The 21,399-nt window shown below is 46.3% G+C and carries 26 protein-coding genes, 1 pseudogene and 1 other annotated feature; of the genes and pseudogenes, 20 read left to right on the top strand and 7 right to left on the bottom strand.

Going from position 1 to position 21,399, the window contains the following annotated elements; all coding sequences use genetic code 11:
* The first annotated feature begins 131 nt into the window (after window positions 1-131).
* Entirely contained in the window at window positions 132-1,355 is a 1,224-nt protein-coding gene (locus QUE34_RS26160; protein WP_105268517.1) for a tyrosine-type recombinase/integrase, read from the top strand.
* Window positions 1,356-2,027: 672 nt separating this feature from the next.
* Entirely contained in the window at window positions 2,028-3,308 is a 1,281-nt protein-coding gene (locus tag QUE34_RS26165) for a PIN-like domain-containing protein (RefSeq protein WP_105268518.1), read from the top strand.
* Between the two features lie 423 nt (window positions 3,309-3,731).
* Here QUE34_RS26165 and QUE34_RS26170 read toward each other — a convergent pair whose 3' ends face one another.
* The 3 genes and pseudogenes from QUE34_RS26170 to QUE34_RS26180 form a co-directional block, all read right to left on the bottom strand.
* Complete coding sequence (locus QUE34_RS26170; RefSeq protein WP_157945168.1) at window positions 3,732-4,484, bottom strand: hypothetical protein; 753 nt, start codon at window positions 4,482-4,484, stop codon at window positions 3,732-3,734.
* 388 nt (window positions 4,485-4,872) lie between these two features.
* Window positions 4,873-5,409: a 5'-deoxynucleotidase gene (gene yfdR, locus QUE34_RS26175; protein ID WP_001401560.1), complete on the bottom strand. Its 537-nt coding sequence runs from the start codon at window positions 5,407-5,409 to the stop codon at window positions 4,873-4,875.
* Between the two features lie 82 nt (window positions 5,410-5,491).
* Window positions 5,492-5,812: pseudogene (locus tag QUE34_RS26180) on the bottom strand (hypothetical protein).
* Between the two features lie 237 nt (window positions 5,813-6,049).
* Between QUE34_RS26180 and QUE34_RS26185 the strand changes: the two are divergent.
* The gene (locus QUE34_RS26185) at window positions 6,050-6,529 is read left to right on the top strand and encodes a hypothetical protein (protein ID WP_000196297.1); all 480 of its coding nucleotides are present in this window, start codon (window positions 6,050-6,052) and stop codon (window positions 6,527-6,529) included.
* Window positions 6,530-6,936: 407 nt separating this feature from the next.
* Here the strand turns inward: QUE34_RS26185 and QUE34_RS26190 are convergent, their stop codons facing one another.
* Window positions 6,937-7,611, bottom strand: a complete 675-nt coding sequence (locus QUE34_RS26190; protein ID WP_000848748.1) for a LexA family protein — start codon at window positions 7,609-7,611, stop codon at window positions 6,937-6,939.
* A 90-nt stretch (window positions 7,612-7,701) separates the two neighbouring features.
* On the opposite strand from QUE34_RS26190, the gene QUE34_RS26195 reads away from it, so the two are divergent.
* The 11 genes from QUE34_RS26195 to QUE34_RS26245 all read left to right on the top strand — a co-directional run bounded on the left by QUE34_RS26195 (window position 7,702) and on the right by QUE34_RS26245 (window position 14,853).
* Window positions 7,702-7,902, top strand: coding sequence for a helix-turn-helix domain-containing protein (locus QUE34_RS26195; RefSeq protein WP_000649477.1), 201 nt, complete (start codon window positions 7,702-7,704; stop codon window positions 7,900-7,902).
* Between the two features lie 43 nt (window positions 7,903-7,945).
* Window positions 7,946-8,503, top strand: coding sequence for a protein YmfL (ymfL, locus tag QUE34_RS26200; RefSeq protein WP_000515829.1), 558 nt, complete (start codon window positions 7,946-7,948; stop codon window positions 8,501-8,503).
* Window positions 8,504-8,678: 175 nt separating this feature from the next.
* Complete coding sequence (locus QUE34_RS26205) at window positions 8,679-8,858, top strand: DUF4222 domain-containing protein (RefSeq protein ID WP_001250269.1); 180 nt, start codon at window positions 8,679-8,681, stop codon at window positions 8,856-8,858.
* Window positions 8,848-9,789, top strand: a complete 942-nt coding sequence (locus QUE34_RS26210) for a helix-turn-helix domain-containing protein (RefSeq protein ID WP_000104942.1) — start codon at window positions 8,848-8,850, stop codon at window positions 9,787-9,789. Before QUE34_RS26205 ends, QUE34_RS26210 begins: the two co-directional genes overlap by 11 nt.
* On the top strand, window positions 9,786-10,280 hold the full coding sequence (locus tag QUE34_RS26215; RefSeq protein WP_286338899.1) for a PerC family transcriptional regulator: 495 nt from the start codon (window positions 9,786-9,788) through the stop codon (window positions 10,278-10,280). The genes QUE34_RS26210 and QUE34_RS26215 overlap by 4 nt, the downstream gene beginning before the upstream one ends.
* The gene (locus QUE34_RS26220) at window positions 10,280-10,606 is read left to right on the top strand and encodes a LexA family protein (RefSeq protein WP_286338900.1); all 327 of its coding nucleotides are present in this window, start codon (window positions 10,280-10,282) and stop codon (window positions 10,604-10,606) included. The genes QUE34_RS26215 and QUE34_RS26220 overlap by 1 nt, the downstream gene beginning before the upstream one ends.
* A complete protein-coding gene (locus QUE34_RS26225) occupies window positions 10,603-10,992 on the top strand; it encodes a RusA family crossover junction endodeoxyribonuclease (RefSeq protein ID WP_000767113.1) in 390 nt (129 codons plus the stop codon). Before QUE34_RS26220 ends, QUE34_RS26225 begins: the two co-directional genes overlap by 4 nt.
* A gap of 19 nt (window positions 10,993-11,011) precedes the next feature.
* Window positions 11,012-11,809 (top strand): KilA-N domain-containing protein, encoded by a 798-nt coding sequence (locus QUE34_RS26230; RefSeq protein WP_001061404.1) that lies wholly within the window; start codon window positions 11,012-11,014, stop codon window positions 11,807-11,809.
* Window positions 11,810-11,816: 7 nt separating this feature from the next.
* Window positions 11,817-12,806 carry a DUF968 domain-containing protein gene (locus QUE34_RS26235; RefSeq protein WP_032176009.1) on the top strand — a complete coding sequence of 330 codons (990 nt, stop codon included), beginning with the start codon at window positions 11,817-11,819 and terminating at the stop codon, window positions 12,804-12,806.
* Window positions 12,807-12,823: 17 nt separating this feature from the next.
* Complete coding sequence (locus tag QUE34_RS26240) at window positions 12,824-13,189, top strand: antiterminator Q family protein (RefSeq protein ID WP_001204819.1); 366 nt, start codon at window positions 12,824-12,826, stop codon at window positions 13,187-13,189.
* Window positions 13,190-13,590: 401 nt separating this feature from the next.
* Window positions 13,591-14,853: a hypothetical protein gene (locus QUE34_RS26245; RefSeq protein ID WP_286338901.1), complete on the top strand. Its 1,263-nt coding sequence runs from the start codon at window positions 13,591-13,593 to the stop codon at window positions 14,851-14,853.
* A 178-nt stretch (window positions 14,854-15,031) separates the two neighbouring features.
* On the opposite strand, the gene QUE34_RS26250 is transcribed toward QUE34_RS26245, so the two are convergent.
* A protein-coding gene (locus QUE34_RS26250) for an IS3-like element IS2 family transposase (RefSeq protein ID WP_088895425.1) occupies window positions 15,032-16,260 on the bottom strand; the annotation gives its coding sequence in 2 pieces (ribosomal slippage) (window positions 15,032-15,945 and window positions 15,945-16,260; 1,230 coding nt in all).
* 75 nt (window positions 16,261-16,335) lie between these two features.
* On the bottom strand, window positions 16,336-16,614 hold the full coding sequence (locus tag QUE34_RS26255) for a hypothetical protein (protein ID WP_286338902.1): 279 nt from the start codon (window positions 16,612-16,614) through the stop codon (window positions 16,336-16,338).
* Between the two features lie 59 nt (window positions 16,615-16,673).
* On the opposite strand from QUE34_RS26255, the gene QUE34_RS26260 reads away from it, so the two are divergent.
* The 6 genes from QUE34_RS26260 (at window position 16,674) to tnpC (ending at window position 20,995) form a co-directional block, all read left to right on the top strand.
* Window positions 16,674-17,887 (top strand): IS3 family transposase gene (locus tag QUE34_RS26260; protein ID WP_394295875.1). Its coding sequence is split into 2 segments (ribosomal slippage): window positions 16,674-16,962 and window positions 16,962-17,887, totalling 1,215 coding nucleotides; the frame shifts between segments, so codons are not numbered across the junction.
* Window positions 16,955-17,071: a sequence feature (AL1L pseudoknot), on the top strand. (Overlaps the previous gene by 117 nt.)
* Window positions 17,888-18,032: 145 nt before the next feature.
* Window positions 18,033-18,248: a phage lysis protein EssD gene (essD, locus tag QUE34_RS26265; protein ID WP_105268854.1), complete on the top strand. Its 216-nt coding sequence runs from the start codon at window positions 18,033-18,035 to the stop codon at window positions 18,246-18,248.
* Window positions 18,249-18,252: 4 nt separating this feature from the next.
* A complete protein-coding gene (locus QUE34_RS26270; RefSeq protein ID WP_000165360.1) occupies window positions 18,253-18,471 on the top strand; it encodes a DUF1327 domain-containing protein in 219 nt (72 codons plus the stop codon).
* A gap of 134 nt (window positions 18,472-18,605) precedes the next feature.
* Window positions 18,606-19,025, top strand: a complete 420-nt coding sequence (tnpA, locus tag QUE34_RS26275) for an IS66-like element accessory protein TnpA (RefSeq protein ID WP_000422696.1) — start codon at window positions 18,606-18,608, stop codon at window positions 19,023-19,025.
* A complete protein-coding gene (gene tnpB / locus QUE34_RS26280) occupies window positions 19,022-19,372 on the top strand; it encodes an IS66 family insertion sequence element accessory protein TnpB (RefSeq protein ID WP_000624677.1) in 351 nt (116 codons plus the stop codon). The genes tnpA and tnpB overlap by 4 nt, the downstream gene beginning before the upstream one ends.
* Before the next feature lie 30 nt (window positions 19,373-19,402).
* The gene (tnpC, locus tag QUE34_RS26285) at window positions 19,403-20,995 is read left to right on the top strand and encodes an IS66 family transposase (RefSeq protein WP_000080223.1); all 1,593 of its coding nucleotides are present in this window, start codon (window positions 19,403-19,405) and stop codon (window positions 20,993-20,995) included.
* On the opposite strand, the gene QUE34_RS26290 is transcribed toward tnpC, so the two are convergent.
* Window positions 20,982-21,212: a hypothetical protein gene (locus QUE34_RS26290; protein WP_286338903.1), complete on the bottom strand. Its 231-nt coding sequence runs from the start codon at window positions 21,210-21,212 to the stop codon at window positions 20,982-20,984. The genes tnpC and QUE34_RS26290 overlap by 14 nt on opposite strands.
* Window positions 21,213-21,399: the final 187 nt, after the last annotated feature.

The raw sequence follows: 21,399 nt of genomic DNA on the forward strand, positions 1-21,399 counted from the left end.
TGATTCTTTAATTGAAATTTCTTTCATGTAACTTTAAATCGATCAGGTTGCTTTCATCAAAAATCTGTACATATGCTTGTACATAATGTACAAAGCAGCAAAGATATTTTGCGATTTGTACAAGGTGAGTAATGGCGCTTTCTGATGCGTGGTTGCGTTCAGTCGTTGGAAAGGAACGTGATAAGGTTTTGGTTAAATCAGATCGGGATGGTCTGTCTGTCAGAGTATCACCGAAAGGTCGCGTAGTGTTCCAATATCGTTATCAATGGGCAGGGAAAGGTGAGCGTCTTGATATCGGAACTTACCCGGCTACTGGACTAAAAGAGGCCAGAGAAGAAGTTATCCGTCTTCGTGGTGAACTCGAGTCAAACCGCAATCCACGATTGGTCAAGCAGGCAGAAAAACGCAAAGCTACTGAAGCCATGACGGTGGAGTCTGTGATCCGTGCCTGGTATGACGCATATTGTGTAAAAAATAAAAAAGGTTCTGAGCAGATACTCCGCTCATTTGAACTGCACCTGTTCTCTAAAATCGGGAGTATCCCTCACGATGTAGCTACATTGCATGATTGGTTAGAGGTCCTGGAGCCTCTTAGCACTAAGACTCCAGCAATAGCAGACCGATTGCTAATTAACGCAAAGCAGGCCCATGTCTGGGCGTATAAGAGAAAGCTCATTGAAACTCGCCCTCTGTCGGATATCACGGGTAAAGATATGGATATCCGTAAAGGTCAGAAGAAACGGTTTCTGATACACGATGAAATTAAAATCCTTTATGCTGCGATCGATGGCTCTCGAATGGTTCCTAAATACCGGGCCTTCATTAAACTATTGCTTCATTTTGGCTGTCGTAGTTCGGAGCTAATTACTGCTAGGGTGGATGATTTTGATTTCATAAATAAGGTATGGACTGTACCACCTGAACGACATAAGACTGGGGACATAACAGGCGAACCGCTAAAGCGGCCCATTATTGAACCGGTTGAAGAGCTTATAAAATACGTTATCTCTATGAACAACGGTTCCGACATGCTTTTTACTAAGGAAGGAAGCAGGGAACCAGTTGGTCGGACATCATTGCAGTCGCTGCCTTACAATTTAATGCAGTACGCATGGCGGCGTTTGGGGTATCAATTCCCTCATTGGTCTCTTCATGATTTGAGGCGAACAGCACGAACAAACTTTTCTGATCTTACTGCGCCTCATATTGCAGAAATAATGCTAGGTCATAAACTGCCAGGGGTATGGCAAGTTTATGACAAGAGCGATTATCTAGAAGAACAGCGTAAAGCCTACCAGGCATGGTGGGAGAGAGTTGAATCGATTGTTACTTGTACTAGCTCAGATATAAATTAACAGTTTGCGTAGTCGGAACGCAATCAAATTTGACAGTTCGCTATGAGTGAGGAGCTGAAGCTCGTAATCGACCTGAGTGATCATGAAGGTTTTGCAGTTCAAATTTCTCCTAAAGATTAGCTGTAGGATGCCGATAAGTTTTCCTGAATGTATTGCGAAATCTCTTTCAACTAAAGAATCACAGGAAATGTAGTGTCATGAAAATTAAATGTATGCAGAAGAAAGATGTATTGCTGTGTAAGTGTTGTAATTTACCGCCTGAACAATGCAAAAAACGCTCTAAACAATAAGTTGGTTGAAAAATGGCTGCCTGGCGTGGCCATTCCTATTATTAATAATATTTTTCGATAGTTATTGTAAATAATATTTTAACGGATATTGCTATATTAATTCATACCCGTTGATTAGCTAAGACTGATGCTAGCAACTTCCTTCCTAGCGCGAAGTCGTAGGTTGTACTGTGACTGGGCGCCAGTTCAAAAATTAGCTCAAAGTGAAGTGGAGATTATGCCTGTTGTGAAGATCTCTGAACGTACTGGTTTTAAAGTGTCTTGAGGACAAATTGCTATAAAATTACTACGTGATATAAACAATAAACGCAGGACAGGATGTGGATTTAGTAGTAATATTATGAATAAATATACATTAACCTAACAACCATGAAGGCATCACATGCGGAACAGTTTCTCAGGATTCTATGGCATCAGTGAAGATTCGATAGGCACAGTGTTTACCTCAGAAAATACTATTTTCATTTTCGATGCAAACATCCTCCTTACTCTCTATCGATGCGAGGAAGAAACCCGTAATCGCTTTTTTGAAATATGGGAAAATATAAAAGAACGATGTTGGTTTCCACATCAGGTATGTCTTGAATATCAACGCAACCGATTAAAAGTGGTCAAGGACAGCCGTGATGCGTTGGAAAAAATACCTAAGAAAATCAAGGCGTCTATTAATGAGTTAAAAAAACAAGTTTTTGATGGTGAACATAATCAAACCATCTCACGATATTCAAATTTAAAAGGCGAGATTGATATCCTTTTTACCCAGATAGAAAATATTGTCAATGAGTTTTCTGAAAATCATATTGATGCAAGAAAATGCAATATCGATTTTTTAAAAAAACATGATGTGATACGAGATCAAATTGACGAGCTAACGGAAGGACGTATCGGCTCTGCCCCTCAAGAACAGAGTGTTATAGATGCTCTAAATAAAAGTGGAAAAATCCGGTATAAGTATAAAATCGGTCCTGGCTTTGAAGATAGTGTTGATAAGCAATCCAGTTTTTATTCATTCGATGGTATTAATTATGACGCTGAATATGGTGATTATTATGTCTGGAGTCAGATTCTTGAATATGTAAGCGGTAAACCAGGCAGTAATGTAGTTTACGTTTCGAATGATGCTAAATCTGATTTTTACTATAAGATTGAAGGTAAAATCCGTGGGCCTAATGAGTCTCTTCGCTCAGAAATAAAAAAACATGGTGCAGCAGAGTTTTTACTTCAAAATGTTGACACCTTTCTTCATCATGCTAAGAACCATTTAAATGCAAGAATAGATGAGAATGTTATTACAGAACTGACAAATGCAAGTGAGACAAATGTAGTTGATTCACTATCTATCAAATATATTAAAAAGAGAGCATCGACATATCTATCTGAAACCAATCGTTTAAATATAGATGGCATGGAGAGTGTTGAGCAAATATACCCTGTTTACTCTAATTATCAAGAAATACTGAATGGTTACAATGTTGAATTAGAGAGCATAAGCAATGTACCTTTAGAAGAGTTAGATAGATTGCAAGGTGCTGAACTAATGGAGAGAAGAAAACATCTGAAAATAAAAATAAGCAACATCAAAAAGTTACTAGATTCTTTAGGCACTAAGATGACATATTTACAAGCAGTAGAAGCTATTGAACAACTTCGTCAGAATGAATAATCTACGATCTTCCCACCTTATCTCTTTATAAATGAGGGGAGAATTAGTATCGTTTAGTCTGATTAGTGATTTGTTTCGATTTGCAATAGGGCAGATCGAAACAATCTAGGATGAGTTGATATACCATTTTTTACAACTAGACAGGCAGCGTCCGCTTTTGACTCGAAGCGAATACGTTAACGGAACTGAAGGTTCGCCATGAGTAAGTTGTCAACGTGGTCAAGCCCTCTTACTTAACGTACAATGATTTTCGATATCCAAACTGGCTACAGTCTGTAAATTATATATGGGACAGATGCTAACTGGTAGCTGGAGAATGTATATTCACGCGAGGTGTGCGGGATTTCTCCTTTAGTGATTACGACGAACCTAAATTACAGGAAGATAAGCCAACTGAGGCGTTTATTCTCACTTTGGGATTTTTTAGCAAAGTTCTGCATATATAACATATGTATTGATATTTTTAGGGGGGTGTTGATATTTGTGAGTGACTCTGTTTTTGAGTGCTTTACTTTCAGAAATGAATTTTAATTTGGCTCCCTTTGCGAACAAAACCTCCAATTCATGACCATGACTTGCTAACTCTTTATCATAAACAAATGCTTTTGTTTTAGAGGCATTAGTTTTTATAACAATGAGATCCAGCCTATTTGCATCCCAAGCTTTCCCCCTCCACTCTCCATTAATTAATGCAACCTTTGGGCAAAACGATGTAGACAGGACTCTATCTGTAACAAACGTAGAGGAAGGATTGCCATGCTTATCGTTCGGCCATAGCCCGCCGTGAAATAAAAATTGGTCATCTGGGAGAAAGATTCCGTGTGTTTTGACAGCTTGATCAATAATGTTGAAGTCATTTGGCGGATATGAATCTTGATAATCTAGTAATTCAATAGGCACAAGAGATGGCATTAGACTTAGCCAGTTCGAGTATTCATCACTTGTATCAAGAAATTTTCCAACAAACCTATCAAGCCTTGATTCATCTTTGTTTGCAGCTAGAAATTCTGCCGCATCCATTGGATTATAAATGGTTTTATCAATCTGCACGTTGATGCTCACAGTGGGTTTCCATATTCCCTGCTTTATCATTTCCTGAGTTTCTTCATTAGTAGGCTCACGTGTTTTCCATATATCATGTGGAGCACCGAATGGATTGATACTTTTAATATTCAAGATAAACCTAATTTAGCTTAAAGTTAACGATATGATTAGTTGATATTATTGAATGATTTTTCTAAAGTCAAAATGTTTGCATCTGACACAGAGCATAACACTAGGTTAGATTTGGCCCTGTGCCATGGATGCATCAACTCACATCTGAGTGAATACACGTCATTCAATAACTCCGGCAAACCTGTAAATCTTGCGTGATGCCCATTTATTTGGGCAGGATTTAATATCAGGATCTGGAAAATCTGGCCTGTATTTCTGGCCAGTCCTCCTGTTTACGCTGTTCCAACGAAGTACTGTCGATACTGAAACGCCACAGAAGTCGGCGACTTGTTTAGTTGTCATTAAGTTGTTCATTGCTGACCATCCAGCGGTTGTGCAGTTGAAAGACTCATGCGCATTTGCGTAACTCCGATAACTCGTTAAAGCGTTCCATAAACATCCCGTAGGCATGGCCTGGAGCCAGTGGAATCACGTTGAACATCTCTGTTGCCGGGATACCTTCCAGCACAGGCCAGAAAGAGCCATCATCAAGCCCGAGATCGCGGCGTTCGGTTGCCAGCATGATGAGATCGGCATATTTCACGGGTGTACTCATAACCGGGGGTAACCCGTATTTCTCACGGATTACGGCGTCTATTTTTTCTTCCATCCGTTTATAGTCAGGAAGAAGGCGTTTCAGTGGAGCCGGGATGTCCTGGCAATACGCTTCTGTTGCATCATGCATTAACGCTTCAAAAGCAAATTCCTGCGGTACCAGCTGGCTGCAAAGCACCGCATGTTGGGCGACGCTGTAGAAGTGTGAAAGATGTCCTGCAAAGCGACAGATATTTGAAAGGGAAACCGCGATATCGTTAATCACGATGTCGTCTTTATTTATCTTGTCATAATAAAAATGCTTCCCGGAAAAAGTTTTAATAAATGACATTTTGTTCTCCACGTTATATGCGCTGCACCGCGCTGAATTTTGGTAAAAGGAAGCCCTCGCCATCCGGCGATTATTGAGTCAATTACGTTTCAATAAATGCCCCCGCAGGGGCGGTTAGTTTCTCCACAAAACAGAGAAGAACACCTGCGGTTGCAGCCGCCCGGATGGAGCGGGTTATGAGCCCGTCGTCTGGCGATGCTCTTCTCTGTTTTGTAAAAAAGAGCGGTACCAGCCGGAAGCAAGGGTACAAACTGGTACCGCCAAGACAACACACAGCATAAAGTTGTGGTGCCGGGTGCCTCCCGGTGCCTGGCGAAGGTTGTACACCAGACGGGTGGGTATCCACAGAAGGTCGACTGTCAGCCTCAACCTTAACCCGCGTGCGCTGAGCCGCATTCACCACAACGCTAAGGATTCTCTCTGGTTGAAAATACTTAGCTGTTATGTGCCTGCTTTTAGCCACATCAGGCGAGGTGGACCTGGTTATTCCCCAACAACAAGGATTCGGTATAATCTGGATATCCCAACAACAGGTAGGAAGGAAATATGTACGTAGATAGCAATGAAAAATTTCATGTTCCGGTAAATCAGAGACCAGCACCGATCCCTGAGCCGAAACCTGAAATGTAAGGGAATAGAGATGACTCGAGACGATCTAGCATTCGATATTCATTACTCTTTCTTTCTTGAGAAAATGAATTACACCCTTCTAAATCGGATAGACAAGAGCATAACTCTTGTTCTCATTGTCTTGGGCTTTTCTGTTTTTGCGCCATATAGCAATATGTTTATTTTTGGCGCATCTGTAGCTATTTTGTCGGTGCTTCAATTGGTATACCAATTTGGGCAGGAAGCTGGCTTATCAAAGGAACAGATGCGACAGTATAAAAGGTTGATTGTTGAGTTTTCCTCCCTTTCTGATGACGAACTACGCACTCGGTTTTTAAAGGTTCAAGACGCTGATAGTAATCCATGGAGATCTTTACAAGATGCTGCGTTCAAACGGACCTGTATTGCGCTGGGACGTGTTGATGAGTCAGAAATATCATTCATGCATAGCGTTATCGCATGGTTTGCTGGAGATTTGCCTCGGTCAAAAAGGTGTAATAATGACAAATAGAATTCCCATAATCCCTAACCATGTACCTCCAAAGCCCAGACCACCATCACCAAAGTCACACAGGCTTTATGAGTATGAATTAATAATGGATTCTATATTGAGATGACCAAATGAATGCATTTATATATACATGGAAAGAGGATCATATACCCTTAAAACCTCGTCCTTCACCGCCAGAACCGAAACCAAAATCCCGTTAAGTGTTGGGGATCTCCAGATTGTTAAAGAGCGAAGCGTCCTATAGGGCGCTTTTTTGTTGCTAACGAATCATCCTGGACTTCATATGCCCCAGGCGGCTACTTCGTGGGCGTCCTGCCTGTTCGTTGTTTCGCTTGGGTACATTATGTATCTCAAAGGTACATTGTCAAGTATAAAAAAACCTGCCGAAGCAGGTTCATAAACATTGATTAGGCTTTGATTTTGTATCTTCTTGGTTTTCCTGAGAAAATCACTGTACCAATTATAGAGCAATTACCGTTGATCTTAATGTAAGGCTCAGGCCAGTTTGGGTTTAACGCTTTGAGATAACGCTGTGTCCCATCTTCTATCAACCTTTTGAAGGTGGTTTCACCTGTATCGTGCATCAATGCAATAACGTCGTCACCGTGGCAGGCAGGTACTTCAGGATCGACAAAAATCATGTCTCCCGGGCGGTACTCATCAATCATTGAATCACCTATCACCCGCAAGATATAAGTCATTTCCCCACAGGGTACAGGGCAGGGATACGTTTCTGCTGTGCTCAAATCAACCTCAGAATATCCAACTTCTTTCCATGCTCCGGCCTGTACCCATGATATGACAGGGACTAATGTGATTTGTTTATTAGTGATTGAAACATCAGGTTTTTTTGTGATGTTCGTTGTCTGGTGTTCTTGATCGAGCCATCCGACAGGCAGGTCGAAACATTTTTCGATGTGTCGTGCCATGCTGTCACCGATATTTTTAGTAGCACCATCTCCCATAAACCTGCTGGTCTGGGTTGGCTCGCGATCAATCATAGTGGCAAAGGAAGAATTCCCGCCAACACCATCTCTCAGTTTTCTGGCGTTAGACCGCCGGATGTCATGGATTGTTTTCATAACGAAATTAAAACCCTTGTACCGTTAAGGTACAAGTATCTTGAGGGTTCATTTCAATCATGTAATATGTACACCGGAGGTACATATTGTATGAAAGCGTATTGGGACTCTTTAACCAAAGAACAGCAGGGCGAGTTGGCCGGAAAAGTTGGCTCAACACCTGGCTACTTACGGCTGGTTTTCAATGGCTATAAAAAAGCCAGTTTTGTGCTGGCTAAAAAACTTGAGCAATGCACGTCAGGTGCAATTACGAAATCTGACTTAAGACCGGATATCTATCCGAAAGATTAGCAGAACACTTTCAATTTTTAACCACAGAACGATGAGGCTAATCGTGGGTAAGCATCACTGGAAAATAGAAAAACAGCCTGAGTGGTATGTGAAAGCTGTCAGAAAAACTATCGCGGCGTTGCCGGGTGGTTACGCTGAAGCGGCTGACTGGCTCGATGTAACAGAAAACGCTTTATTCAACCGCCTTCGTGCAGATGGCGATCAGATTTTCCCGCTGGGATGGGCAATGGTTTTACAGCGTGCTGGTGGCACTCACTTCATTGCTGATGCTGTGGCGCAGTCTGCAAATGGCGTCTTTGTGTCTCTTCCTGACGTCGAGGATGTGGACAACGCCGATATTAACCAGCGTCTGCTGGAAGTCATTGAACAGATCGGCAGTTATTCAAAACAGATTCGTTCAGCAATCGAAGACGGTGTAGTGGAACCGCATGAGAAGACAGCAATTAACGACGAGCTGTATCTCTCAATTTCGAAGCTGCAGGAGCATGCAGCACTTGTCTACAAAATTTTTTGCATTTCAGAAAGTAATGACGCCCGCGAGTGTGCAGCTCCGGGCGTCGTGGCGTCGATTGCTTCTGGTTGTGGAGAAACTAACGCATGAACAGTTTAACAACACACTACCGTCGCTCGCAACTGATTGCGCTTCCTTTACCGGGTGGAAAAGCGAAGGTGGAATATTGCTATGCAGTGAATGTACCAGGTGACAGGGAAATTGTAACCCACAGCTTTGCAGAGTGGGCTGTGGGTGATTTCAACCGGCAGAAGGAGACAGTCCTTTGCGACAAGTTAACCGCTGGTTCAAAGATCACTACGGAGTGCCCGTCAGAGTCATTCGTTGGGAGCCGGAAACACAACGGGTTATCTACCTCCGCGAAGGTTATGAGCATGAATGCTTCAGTCCGCTCGAACAGTTTCGTCGTAAATTCAGGGAAATAGAGGTGGGTCATGAGCACTAAATTAACCGGCTATGTATGGGATGGTTGCGCTGCATCAGGCATGAAGTTATCCAGCGTGGCAATTATGGCCCGCCTGGCTGATTTCAGTAATGACGAAGGTGTGTGCTGGCCATCAATTGAAACCATTGCCCGTCAGATTGGCGCGGGGATGAGTACCGTCAGAACGGCTATCGCACGGCTGGAAGCAGAAGGCTGGTTAACGCGTAAGGCGCGTCGCCAGGGTAACCGCAATGCGTCGAATGTTTATCAGCTTAACGTTGCGAAGCTTCAGGCAGCGGCATTTTCTCAACTGTCAGATTCTGACCCGTCAAAATCTGACGCATCAAAATCTGACCCGTCAAAATTTGATGCGTCGAAATCTGGCAAAAAAGCGGGTTTTCACCCGTCAGAATCTGGCGGGGATCCGTCAGTAAAATCAAAACATGATCCGTCAGATAAAAAACCTTCTCGTCCGGACGCTTCGCAACCGGACACGCAGACGGCTGAACAGGATTTTTTAACTCGCCATCCTGATGCGGTTGTATTCAGCCCTAAAAAGCGCCAGTGGGGGACGCAGGATGATTTGACCTGCGCACAGTGGCTCTGGAAAAAAATCATCGCCCTGTACGAGCAGGCTGCCGAATGTGACGGCGAGGTGGTTCGTCCCAAAGAACCGAACTGGACAGCCTGGGCAAACGAAATTCGCCTGATGTGTGTACAGGATGGGCGTACTCACAAACAAATCTGCGAGATGTACAGCCGCGTCAGCCGCGATCCGTTCTGGTGCCGTAACGTGCTCAGCCCGTCGAAGCTGCGGGAAAAATGGGATGAGCTTTCCCTGCGCTTATCGCCGTCCGTCAGCACGTACACCGAAAAACGCGAGGACCCGTACTTCAAAGCCAGTTACGACAACGTGGACTACAGCCAGATCCCGGCAGGATTCAGAGGGTGATCATGAGTCTGTTAAATGACGTTCAGAAATTCATTGAAGCCCATCCGGGGTGTACTTCCGGAGACATTGCGGATGCTTTTGCAGGTTACTCACGGCAGCGCGTTCTGCAGTCTGCAAGCAAGTTACGTCAGAGTGGGCGTGTGGCTCACCGTTGTGAAGGAGATACACGCAGACATTTCCCGCGCCTGACTGAGAGAGCGCAGGAACCGGAACCACAACCAGTTCGAGAAACCAGACCTGTGCGCAATTTCTATGTCGGCACTAACGATCCACGGGTGATTTTGTGCCTGACCCGCCAGGCTGAAAAACTGGAGTCTAGGGGCTTATACCGTCGTGCTGCAACCGTGTGGATGGCGGCATTCCGTGAAAGCCACTCCCAGCCAGAACGAAACAATTTTCTGGCGCGTCGTGAGCTGTGTTTACGGAAAAGCAGCAAGCGCGCTGTATCGAGTGATGAGTGGTATCTGTCAGGGAATTACGTGGGGGCGTAATGACGACGTTAACTCAATGCCAGCAGCAGGTGCTGGATATGCTGATTTCTTATCAGAAAGAGCGTGGCTTTCCGCCAACCAATCAGGAGGTGGCAACCATGCTGGGATACCGTTCAGTGAATGCAGCGGTAGAGCATCTTCGCGCACTGGAGAAAAAAGGCGTCATCACGATAAAGCGTGGCGTGGCCCGGGGGATAACGCTTCATACCGCGGTGAAGGAGGACGACAGCGAGGCGGTCGGGATTATCCGCGCACTGCTTACCGGTGAGGAAAACGCAAGGCTGCGTGCAACCCACTGGTTACATGAGAGGGGCCTGAAAGTATGAAGCTGATCCTGCCTTTTCCGCCCAGCGTGAACACGTACTGGCGACACCCCAACAAAGGGGCGTTTGCTGGTAAGAGCCTGATAAGCGCGGCGGGGCGAAAATTCCAGAGCGCAGCGTGCGCAGCAATAGTTGAGCAGTTACGTCGTCTGCCGAAACCAACGTCGGCACCTGCTTCAGTGGAGATCGTGTTGTTTCCTCCGGATAACCGGATCCGCGATCTGGACAACTATAACAAGGCGCTGTTTGACGCCCTGACCCACGCGGGTGTGTGGGAAGACGACAGTCAGGTGAAAAGAATGCTGGTGGAGTGGGGACCGGTTATCCCGGAAGGGAAGGTCGAGATCACTATCAGTAAGTACGAGAAAACGGCGGGTGCAGCCGCCTGAGCAAGAGGAGAAACGAAGTATGAATAATCTGATGGTCATTGATGGTATTGAAGTTCGTCGTGATGCTTATGGGCGTTACAGCCTGAACGATCTGCACAGGGCTGCCGGTTCTCTGGATAAGCATAAGCCTGCATTCTGGCTCCGCAATGAGCAAACTGAACGTTTAATAAGCGAGTTGCAGATTTGCAACTCGGTCAATATAGAGCCAGTTAACGTTATTCGTGGCGGAAATAACCAGGGGACGTATGTCTGCAAAGAACTGGTGTATGCCTATGCAATGTGGATCAGCCCGTCATTCCATCTGAAGGTGATCCGTACTTTCGATATGGTAACCAGCGCACCGGAAAAATTATCCGGGCAGGCTGCTGACAAGATGCAGGCTGGTGTGATTCTGCTGGACTTTATGCGCAGGGAGTTAAACCTGTCTAACTCTTCAGTGCTTGGTGCCTGTCAGAAACTCCAGGAGGCTGTTGGCTTACCGAATCTGGCACCGCGCTATGCCATTGATGCTCCTGCTGACGCGCCTGATGGCTCAAGCCGCCCCACGCTGTCACTGAGTGCACTGCTGAAGCAGTATGGTATCCGCCTGACAGCTAATCAGGCATATCACCAGATGGTGAAACTGGGGATCGTCGAACAGCGCGAACGATACAGCCGTACCGCGATTAACAACATCAAAAAATTCTGGTCGCTAACGGCGAAAGGCTGCATGTTCGGCAAGAACATCACCAGTCCCGCAAATCCGCGCGAGACGCAGCCGCATTTCTTCGAATCCCGATTCCCTGAGCTGTTAAAGCTGCTCGATACCGTTCATTGAGGTGACCGTGAGAGCACTACTGACCCCTGAAATTGCCCCGCGTATGGGGATCGTATTGTTCAGACCAGGTTCAGAGCTGATGCCCCTGTTTATGCAGGGGCGTGTCCTGCTGGAGCCTGAGCCGGAACGTTATTCATCTTTCGCCAGTGGTGCCGTTCCGGCGGCATCACAACCGCTGGCGGATGATCCTGCCGTTCGGGCCGTGTTCCGCAATGAGGCAGTGATCCGTCGTGCTGGTGGCGTGGAATGTCTTGAAAGCTGGTTACTTCGTGAAAAAGGCTGCCAGTGGCCTCATTCCGACTGGCACAGCGAGAACATGACCACAATGCGACACGCGCCGGGCGCAATCCGTCTGTGCTGGCACTGCGATAACCAGCTGCGCGATCAGTTCACGGAACGGCTGGAATCAATGGCAACGGATAACTGTGCCCGCTGGGTGTTATCTGTTGTGCGCCGTGATCTCGGTTTTGATGATAGTCACGTTGTGACAATGCCGGAACTGTGCTGGTGGCTGGTTCGTAATGACCTGGCGGATGCCTTACCGGAAAGTGCAGCCCGTAAGGCACTGAGATTACCGAAGCCTGTTGTGCCGTCTGTCACCCGGGAGAGTGACCTTGTTCCTTCGGTTCCTGCCACCAGCATTATCCAGGATAAAGCGAAAAAGGTGCTGGCGCTGAAAGTGGATCCAGAGTCGCCGGAGTCTTTTATGTTACGCCCAAAACGTCGCCGCTGGGTTAATGAAAAGTACACGCGCTGGGTTAAGACACAGCCGTGTGCATGTTGTGGAAAGCCTGCTGATGATCCCCACCACCTGATAGGTCACGGTCAGGGTGGAATGGGTACAAAAGCGCATGACCTCTTTGTGTTGCCTTTGTGCAGAAAGCATCACGACGAGCTGCATGCGGATACCGTGGCATTTGAAGAGATGTATGGCTCCCAGTTGGAGCTGATATTTCGTTTTATCGATCGTGCGCTGGCAATTGGCGTGCTGGCCTGATTTTGTGGAGAAAGTTGATGCGTGATATTCAAATGGTTCTTGAACGTTGGGGTGCATGGGTGGCAAATAATCACGAGGATGTCACCTGGTCGTCTATTGCTGCAGGATTTAAAGGACTAATCCCTTCAAAAGTAAAATCCCGCCCGCAATGTTGTGACGATGACGCGATGATCATTTGTGGGTGCATGGCTCGCCTGAAAAAGAACAACAGCGATTTGCACGATTTATTAGTGGATTATTATGTAGGTGGTATGACGTTTATGGCGCTTGCCCGTAAACATGGGCGTTCTGATTGCTGGGTTGGGCGTTTATTGCAAAAGGCTGAAGGTGTAGTTGATGGCATGTTAATGATGTTAGAAATTGAGCTAGAAATGGACCGTTAGAAAACTTCTAAGTGAGGGGGTTATTTATATTTGTTCAGACGTGAGCTGAAACAGCTATTATGGCACAGTGCCAAACCTGAGCTGACAGGTAGCACTATGCCATGTATGGACGTAGTACTTAATAAATAGGGAATAACTCCAAGCTAGAAGTGAGGTCTACATTTTACTATAAAAATAAAATCTAGTAGGGCGCAATCAGTTGCTTAGCACAATCACTCGGGGTATAACTATATATAGTATGCTTATGAGAGCGCAGAATTTTAAACTCATATACTATAGCCAGTAACTTAGCTGATATTGTTACACAATAAATAGTTTCGAACGTAATGAATATACAATCGCTTAGCTTGGCTGGTGACTATTTAAACAAATTGTAAACAACCATATATTGGGATTGTGAGATGATTAAAGAAATATATGAAATAGTCGAGGAACAATATTTTTCATCAGGTGATTTTAATGGATTGCCTATTTATAAATTAGATGGTCTTTTAGATACCAAAAGCGAAACTTTCAAAGTTTTGGTTAGAAAAGGAATCGAAGATGATATTTTAACTGCTTGTTTTGGGGATAACCCTCATATTAAAGCGTTTTCAAAAATCCCCAAGGATAATATCCTTAAGAATTTCGATGATTCAGAGAGTTTAGATTACATATGCTTATATCCCCATGAAAATATGCTAGCCAAATCTAGTAAGCTTTCTGCTTATAGTAAGTCACCATATGAAATGGAGCTAGCAAGAGGTGCGGGACAATTTGACTATAGAACTTTTGATTTGTCTGTTTTGGAATACTACCGAAATGATCCACGTTATTCATACTTTACAGACTTTATACATGGGGAAATATCTATTACGGATGAGTATTATGAATCAGACAATATTCCTGAACACGATCAAATATTGCTTAAAACATTTGGGTTTGCTTATGATGACAGTCTAAATAGATATGTTGCAGTTTTCTTGAGATACCTGAGTGATCTCAGTCCTGAACACCAAAATGTTTGGGCAGCGAAAGAAGTAAAAGGAGATATAAAGTTGCATCCCGATTACTATGCTGCAAGCATATTAGGAGCTTGGGGGACTAAAATTTCTATTTTTAGTGCATTTACGGAAGAACTTAAAATAATTAATAAAATGAGCGTGTTAATAGGAAAGGCTGAACTTTTTAGAAAAGATTACAGCGATGACATGCCTAAAGAGTTCGGGTTTCTTTTGCGACCAACTCGTTCAGAATTTAATAATTTCATGCTTTTGTTGGATAAAATGATGTCCGACAATCTTAATAAGAAATTCTTCGAGGATGATGTGGAGCTTGAAATTGAAGAGGAGCGCGAGGATGGGAAAATAGTCGTAAGGCCTAAAGGCACTATACAAATACTTGAGTCATGGCTTGATAAATATTTCCAGCCAACAGATCCTGCGCCAGTTAAAGATATGATTGACACCTTTAGAAAGGTAAGGCAACTTAGACAAAAACCAGCACATGCCATCGATAACAATAACTTCAATCAGGAGTATTTCAAACAACAAAGGGATATTGTTATAAAGGCCTATGTTGCTATCAGGACATTAAGACTCATTTTGGCGAGTCACCCTAATGTTAAGAAAAATCCACCAAAGATTAGCGAGCATCTTTATAATGGCGAGATCTGGGATATATAGTGGTACTGGCATAACGATGGTCTTCAGGCTGGTAATTTGCATTCTTAGTTTCTTTTATCAGCCGTACAGCAGCGTATTTTTTGCTTTTCTCTCAAAGCGGGCTGTCAAACTTGATTTCGTTCTGGCTACTCAAATTGTCAGTTGGAGTTATAGCTAGTACAGGTAATTGGATTTGCCCCTATATTTCCAGACATCTGTTATCACTTAACCCATTACAAGCCCGCTGCCGCAGATATTCCCGTGGCGAGCGATAACCCAGCGCACTATGCGGATGCCATTCGTTATAATGCTCGAACGCCTCTGCAAGGTTCTTTGCTGCCGTTAACCCGTCTGGTTTGGGCATGATACTGATGTAGTCACGCTTTATCGTTTTCACGAAGCTCTCTGCTATTCCGTTACTCTCCGGACTCCGCACCGCCGTGTTCTTCGGTTCAAGTCCCAACATCCGGGCGAACTGGCGTGTTTCATTAGCCCGGTAGCATGAACCATTATCCGTCAGCCACTCCACTGGAGACGACGGAAGATCGTTGCCGAAGCGGCGTTCCACCGCTCCCAGCATGACGTCCTGTACTGTTTCACTGTTGAAGCCGCCAGTAGTCACCGCCCAGTGCAGTGCCTCACGATCACAGCAGTCCAGCGCGAACGTGACACGCAGTCTCTCTCCGTTATCACAGCAGAACTCGAACCCGTCAGAGCACCATCGCTGATTGCTTTCTTTCACGGCCACTCTGCCTGTATGTGCCCGTTTCGATGGCGGTACAGCAGGTTTTCGCTCAAGCAACAGCGCATTCTGGCGCATGATCCGGTAAACACGTTTGGCATTGATCGCAGGCATACCATCAAGTTCTGCCTGTCTGCGAAGCAGCGCCCATACCCGACGATAACCATACGTGGGCAGCTCTCCGATAACATGGTGTATACGGAGAAGCACATCCGTATCATCAGTGTGACGACTGCGGCGGCCATCCATCCAGTCATCGGTTCGTCTGAGAATGACGTGCAACTGCGCACGCGACACCCGGAGACAACGGCTGACTAAGCTTACTCCCCATCCCCGGGCAATAAGGGCGCGTGCGCTATCCACTTTTTTGCCCGTCCATATTCAACGGCTTCTTTGAGGAGTTCATTTTCCATCGTTTTCTTGCCGAGCAGGCGCTGGAGTTCTTTAATCTGCTTCATGGCGGCAGCAAGTTCAGAGGCAGGAACAACCTGTTCTCCGGCGGCGACAGCAGTAAGACTTCCTTCCTGGTATTGCTTACGCCAGAGAAATAACTGGCTGGCTGCTACACCATGTTGCCGGGCAACGAGGGAGACCGTCATCCCCGGTTCAAAGCTCTGCTGAACAATTGCGATCTTTTCCTGTGTGGTACGCCGTCTGCGTTTCTCCGGCCCTAAGACATCAATCATCTGTTCTCCAATGACTAGTCTAAAAACTAGTATTAAGACTATCACTTATTTAAGTGATACTGGTTGTCTGGAGATTCAGGGGGCCAGTCTATCAAGACGTTGTTGGATAGTGTTTTTGCTTGCGTTGTCTGTTATAGCCATTTGTTGTACTTGCCCCATTGCCATTTGAGTTTCCATCCACATATCGGCCCACACTTTTGTATCGTTATTAACTTGAGCGATAGTAAATCTGACTTTTGATACCGGGGTTGTTGAATAGGCATTGCCGATTAACATTTGTCCGAAAACAGCAGAGCCGCCTTCCAGTTCTTTACCACATATAACACTGCTGTTATCCGCGTTGTAAATTATCAACCCTCTGAACCGCCCCGGGAATCCTGGAGACTAAACTCCCTGAGAAAGAGGTAAACAGGATGACTAAAAATACACGTTTTTCCCCCGAGGTCCGTCAACGGGCAGTCCGTATGGTTCTGGAAAGTCAGGGCGAATATGACTCACAATGGGCGGCAATTTGTTCCATTGCCCCAAAGATTGGCTGTACACCAGAGACTCTGCGTGTGTGGGTTCGTCAGCATGAGCGGGATACCGGGGGCGGTGATGGTGGACTCACCACCGCTGAACGTCAGCGTCTGAAAGAGCTGGAACGTGAAAATCGTGAACTGCGCCGCAGTAACGATATCCTTCGCCAGGCTTCCGCTTATTTTGCGAAGGCGGAGTTCGACCGCCTCTGGAAAAAATAATGCCACTGCTGGATAAGCTGCGTGAGCAGTACGGGGTCGGACCGGTATGCAGTGAGCTGCATATTGCCCCGTCAACGTATTACCACTGTCAGCAACAGCGACATCATCCTGATAAACGCAGTGCCCGTGCTCAGCGCGATGACTGGCTGAAGAGAGAGATACAGCGCGTATACGATGAAAATCATCAGGTGTACGGTGTGCGTAAAGTCTGGCGCCAGTTGTTACGCGAAGGTATCAGGGTGGCCAGATGTACAGTGGCGCGCCTCATGGCGGTTATGGGACTTGCCGGTGTTCTCCGGGGTAAAAAGGTCCGTACTACCGTCAGCCGGAAAGCCGTTTCCGCAGGCGACCGCGTAAACCGTCAGTTCGTGGCAGAACGTCCTGACCAGCTGTGGGTGGCTGATTTTACTTACGTCAGCACATGGCAGGGCTTCGTCTATGTGGCGTTCATCATTGATGTGTTTGCCGGATGTATCGTGGGGTGGCGAGTCTCATCGTCTATGGAAACGACATTCGTGCTGGATGCACTGGAGCAGGCGTTGTGGGCCCGTCGGCCGTCCGGCACAGTCCATCACAGTGATAAAGGTTCTCAGTATGTATCACTGGCCTATACGGAGCGACTAAAAGAAGCAAAACTGCTGGCATCAACAGGGAGTACAGGTGACTCGTATGACAACGCGATGGCGGAGAGCATCAATGGTCTTTACAAAGCGGAGGTAATACACCGTAAGAGCTGGAAAAACCGTGCAGAAGTGGAACTGGCCACACTCACGTGGGTGGACTGGTATAACAATCGACGATTGCTGGGAAGGCTGGGTCATATCCCTCCGGCAGAAGCAGAAAAAGCTTATTATGCTTCCATCAGAAACGATGATCTGGCAGCCTGAGTTCACAGATAAAACACTCTCCAGGAAAACCGGGGCGGTTCACAGTGAAAGAGATAAACGAGCTGGTGGGGAAATAATACTGGTGGCCACGTAAGGTGGCCTTTTTATTTCCATTACACAGCACCCGCATCTGCGAGGTGGGGTTATGAAATACATGGATAAGTTAACAACGGGTGTCGCCTATGGTACCTCAGCCGGTAGTGCCGGGTACTGGTTTTTACAGTTTCTCGATAAAGTCACGCCCTCACAGTGGGCGGCAATAGGTGTGCTGGGTAGTCTGGTATTTGGCCTGCTGACGTACCTGACAAACCTTTATTTTAAGATTAAAGAAGACAGGCGTAAGGCTGCGAGAGGAGAGTAAGACAATGACTAAAAACTATGAACTGATTGTGAAAGGGACCCGCAATTTTGAGAATAAAGTTACGGTAATCTTAACGTTACAGGACAAAGAACGTTTTGCCGGTGAAATTTTTGATCTGAACATCAACCTTGAGCGACTTGAAGGAGCTGGCTTGGATTATTATGAAGTTACTGCGGTAAAACATGCCAAACAGTTCTTGAGAGATTTGGCTGAAAAAATATAAAGCGGCATTACTGCCGCTTAGAAATTATTCAATGTCTGGTAGCTTATCAGTAAGCGTAAACCGACCGCCGTATGTAGCCATTAGACAAGAATTGGTAACTTAGACGCCCATCTGACACAGACGGACATCTAAGTATGGAATTACAGGACTGGCGAAAAGAACCTCGTAAAAAGTATTCGAATGAATTCAAACTTCGTATGGTTGAACTGGCATCACAACCCGGTGCTTGTGTGGCTCAGATTGCACGAGAAAATGGCGTCAATGATAATGTTATTTTCAAATGGCTCAGACTCTGGCAAAACGAAGGGCGTATATCACGGCGTCTTCCGGTGACAACCACTTCTGATGCAGGCCTTGAATTATTACCTGTAGAGATAACCTCTGATGAGCCGAAAGAACCGATGGCTGCTCTTACTCCGCCCTTATCCACTCAGACTACTGTCAGTGCCAGCTCCTGCAAGGTGGAGTTCCGTCACGGTAACATGACGCTGGAAAATCCTTCACCAGAGCTGCTCACTGTATTGATTCGTGAACTGACCGGGAGGGGAAGATGATCTCACTCCCATCCGGTACCCGTATCTGGCTCGTTGCCGGGATAACCGATATGCGTAAGTCTTTCAACGGGCTGGGTGAACAGGTACAGCATGTGTTAAATGTTAATCCCTTCTCCGGTCACCTGTTTATCTTCCGTGGCCGACGGGGTGACACCGTTAAAATTCTTTGGGCTGATGCTGATGGTCTGTGCCTGTTCACCAAACGCCTGGAGGAAGGCCAGTTTATCTGGCCTGCGGTGCGTGACGGTAAGGTATCCATTACCCGCTCGCAACTGGCAATGCTCCTCGATAAGCTGGACTGGCGTCAGCCAAAAACATCCCGCCTTAACGCCCTGACAATGTTGTAAAAAACGCCTGGCCGCATTATAAAAACGGCCATGAGTCAGAAATACCTCATTCGCATTGCAGAACTGGAAAGCCAGCTCCGTCAGAAAGACCAGCAACTGAGTCTGGTTGAAGAGACGGAGGCCTTCCTGCGCTCTGCACTGGCACGTGCCGAAGAAAAGATCGAAGAAGATGAACGGGAAATAGAACATCTGCGGGCTCAGATAGAAAAACTGCGCCGGATGCTGTTCGGTACCCGTTCTGAAAAACTGCGTCGTGAAGTTGAACAGGCTGAGGCCCTGCTGAAACAACGCGAACAGGACAGCGATCGTTACAGTGGGCGGGAAGACGATCCACAGGTTCCCCGCCAGTTGCGACAGTCGCGCCATCGTCGTCCGTTACCGGCACACCTTCCCCGTGAAATACACCGTCTGGAGTCTGAAGAAAGTTGTTGCCCGGAATGTGGCGGCGAGCTGGATTATCTGGGGGAAGTCAGTACTGAGCAGCTGGAACTGGTGAGCAGCGCCCTGAAAGTGATCCGCACAGAACGGGTAAAAAAAGCCTGTACAAAATGTGACTGCATCATTGAAGCACCGGCGCCGTCCCGCCCGATAGAGCGTGGTATCGCGGGCCCCGGATTACTTGCCCGCGTGTTAACGGGAAAATACTGCGAACACCTGCCACTGTATCGTCAGAGTGAAATCTTTGCCCGACAGGGTGTCGAACTGAGCCGTGCATTACTCTCCAACTGGGTTGACGCGTGCTGCCAGTTAATGATGCCGCTGAATGATGCCCTGTACCGTTATGTGATGAATACCCGCAAGCTTCACACTGACGACACACCGGTAAAGGTACTGGCACCGGGCTTGAAAAAGACGAAAACAGGGCGCATCTGGACGTATGTCCGGGATGATCGCAATGCGGGTTCGTCATCTCCTCCGGCGGTCTGGTTCGCGTACTCACCGAACCGGCAGGGGAAACACCCGGAGCAACACCTCCGCCCCTTCCGGGGTATCCTGCAGGCGGATGCGTTCACAGGTTATGACAGGCTGTTCAGTGCAGAACGTGAAGGTGGTGCGCTGACAGAAGTTGCGTGCTGGGCCCATGCCCGGAGAAAAATCCACGATGTATACATCAGCAGCAAAAGTGCGACGGCAGAAGAAGCCCTGAAGCGAATCAGTGAACTGTACGCCATCGAGGATGAAATACGGGGATTACCAGAGTCAGAGCGTCTTGCAGTCAGACAGCAGCGAAGCAAAGCGTTACTGACGTCGCTGCATGAATGGATGGTGGAGAAGAATGGCACGCTGTCGAAAAAATCCAGACTGGGCGAAGCGTTCAGCTATGTACTGAATCAGTGGGACGCCCTCTGTTATTACAGTGATGACGGACTGGCGGAGACGGACAATAACACAGCGGAAAGAGCGCTTCGTGCAGTCTGTCTTGGAAAGAAAAATTACGTGTTCTTCGGTAGCGATCACGGTGGCGAGCGTGGTGCACTGCTATACGGGCTGATCGGCACCTGCCGTCTGAACGGTATCGATCCGGAAGCGTATCTGCGCCATATTCTGAGCGTACTGCCGGAATGGCCCTCCAACCGTGTTGACGAACTCCTGCCATGGAACGTGGTTCTCACCAATAAATAAGCGTCAATACGGTGCTCCGTTGACGCTTACGCTTATCAAAGATTTCGGATACTCTTATATTTGTCATATAAGCAAATTGAGATTCTGCCAGCTCTTTGGGTGATTTTCCTGCTTTTTCTGAGCCGAAAATTGTTTCTAAAGCCAGCATGTTATATTTGAGAACCTCTTCTCGAGTTTTACCTGATAATTTTGCGGTAACAGCAATATAAAAAGGCAACACTTTATCCAGAAGTGTCGTCGTGTTTTATCAGTTGTGGTAATACCACATCAAGTTGCTTACTGATTGGTTTGAATGGATCTATACCGTTCATAGTTACATTCCCTTATCAGAGGTAATCAGCCATCCCCCCTTTATTACATACGCCAGTATCCACCACTGACGGGCTGAGTGCTTAACATATCTA

Source organism: Escherichia sp. KS167_9B (genome assembly GCF_030295215.1).
Taxonomy (GTDB): Bacteria; Pseudomonadota; Gammaproteobacteria; order Enterobacterales; family Enterobacteriaceae; genus Escherichia; species Escherichia coli_F.

Coding starts and splice junctions, on each gene's coding strand:
- QUE34_RS26225 (WP_000767113.1), top strand. CDS start 10,603: ATGAAGCTGATCCTGCCTTTTCCGCCCAGCGTGAACACGTACTGGCGA.
- QUE34_RS26220 (WP_286338900.1), top strand. CDS start 10,280: ATGACGACGTTAACTCAATGCCAGCAGCAGGTGCTGGATATGCTGATT.
- QUE34_RS26240 (WP_001204819.1), top strand. CDS start 12,824: ATGCGTGATATTCAAATGGTTCTTGAACGTTGGGGTGCATGGGTGGCA.
- QUE34_RS26190 (WP_000848748.1), bottom strand. CDS start 7,611: ATGAAAACAATCCATGACATCCGGCGGTCTAACGCCAGAAAACTGAGA.
- QUE34_RS26210 (WP_000104942.1), top strand. CDS start 8,848: ATGAGCACTAAATTAACCGGCTATGTATGGGATGGTTGCGCTGCATCA.
- QUE34_RS26160 (WP_105268517.1), top strand. CDS start 132: ATGGCGCTTTCTGATGCGTGGTTGCGTTCAGTCGTTGGAAAGGAACGT.
- QUE34_RS26270 (WP_000165360.1), top strand. CDS start 18,253: ATGACTAAAAACTATGAACTGATTGTGAAAGGGACCCGCAATTTTGAG.
- QUE34_RS26185 (WP_000196297.1), top strand. CDS start 6,050: ATGACTCGAGACGATCTAGCATTCGATATTCATTACTCTTTCTTTCTT.
- tnpB (WP_000624677.1), top strand. CDS start 19,022: ATGATCTCACTCCCATCCGGTACCCGTATCTGGCTCGTTGCCGGGATA.
- QUE34_RS26245 (WP_286338901.1), top strand. CDS start 13,591: ATGATTAAAGAAATATATGAAATAGTCGAGGAACAATATTTTTCATCA.
- yfdR (WP_001401560.1), bottom strand. CDS start 5,409: ATGTCATTTATTAAAACTTTTTCCGGGAAGCATTTTTATTATGACAAG.
- QUE34_RS26165 (WP_105268518.1), top strand. CDS start 2,028: ATGCGGAACAGTTTCTCAGGATTCTATGGCATCAGTGAAGATTCGATA.
- tnpC (WP_000080223.1), top strand. CDS start 19,403: ATGAGTCAGAAATACCTCATTCGCATTGCAGAACTGGAAAGCCAGCTC.
- QUE34_RS26230 (WP_001061404.1), top strand. CDS start 11,012: ATGAATAATCTGATGGTCATTGATGGTATTGAAGTTCGTCGTGATGCT.
- essD (WP_105268854.1), top strand. CDS start 18,033: ATGAAATACATGGATAAGTTAACAACGGGTGTCGCCTATGGTACCTCA.
- tnpA (WP_000422696.1), top strand. CDS start 18,606: ATGGAATTACAGGACTGGCGAAAAGAACCTCGTAAAAAGTATTCGAAT.
- QUE34_RS26195 (WP_000649477.1), top strand. CDS start 7,702: ATGAAAGCGTATTGGGACTCTTTAACCAAAGAACAGCAGGGCGAGTTG.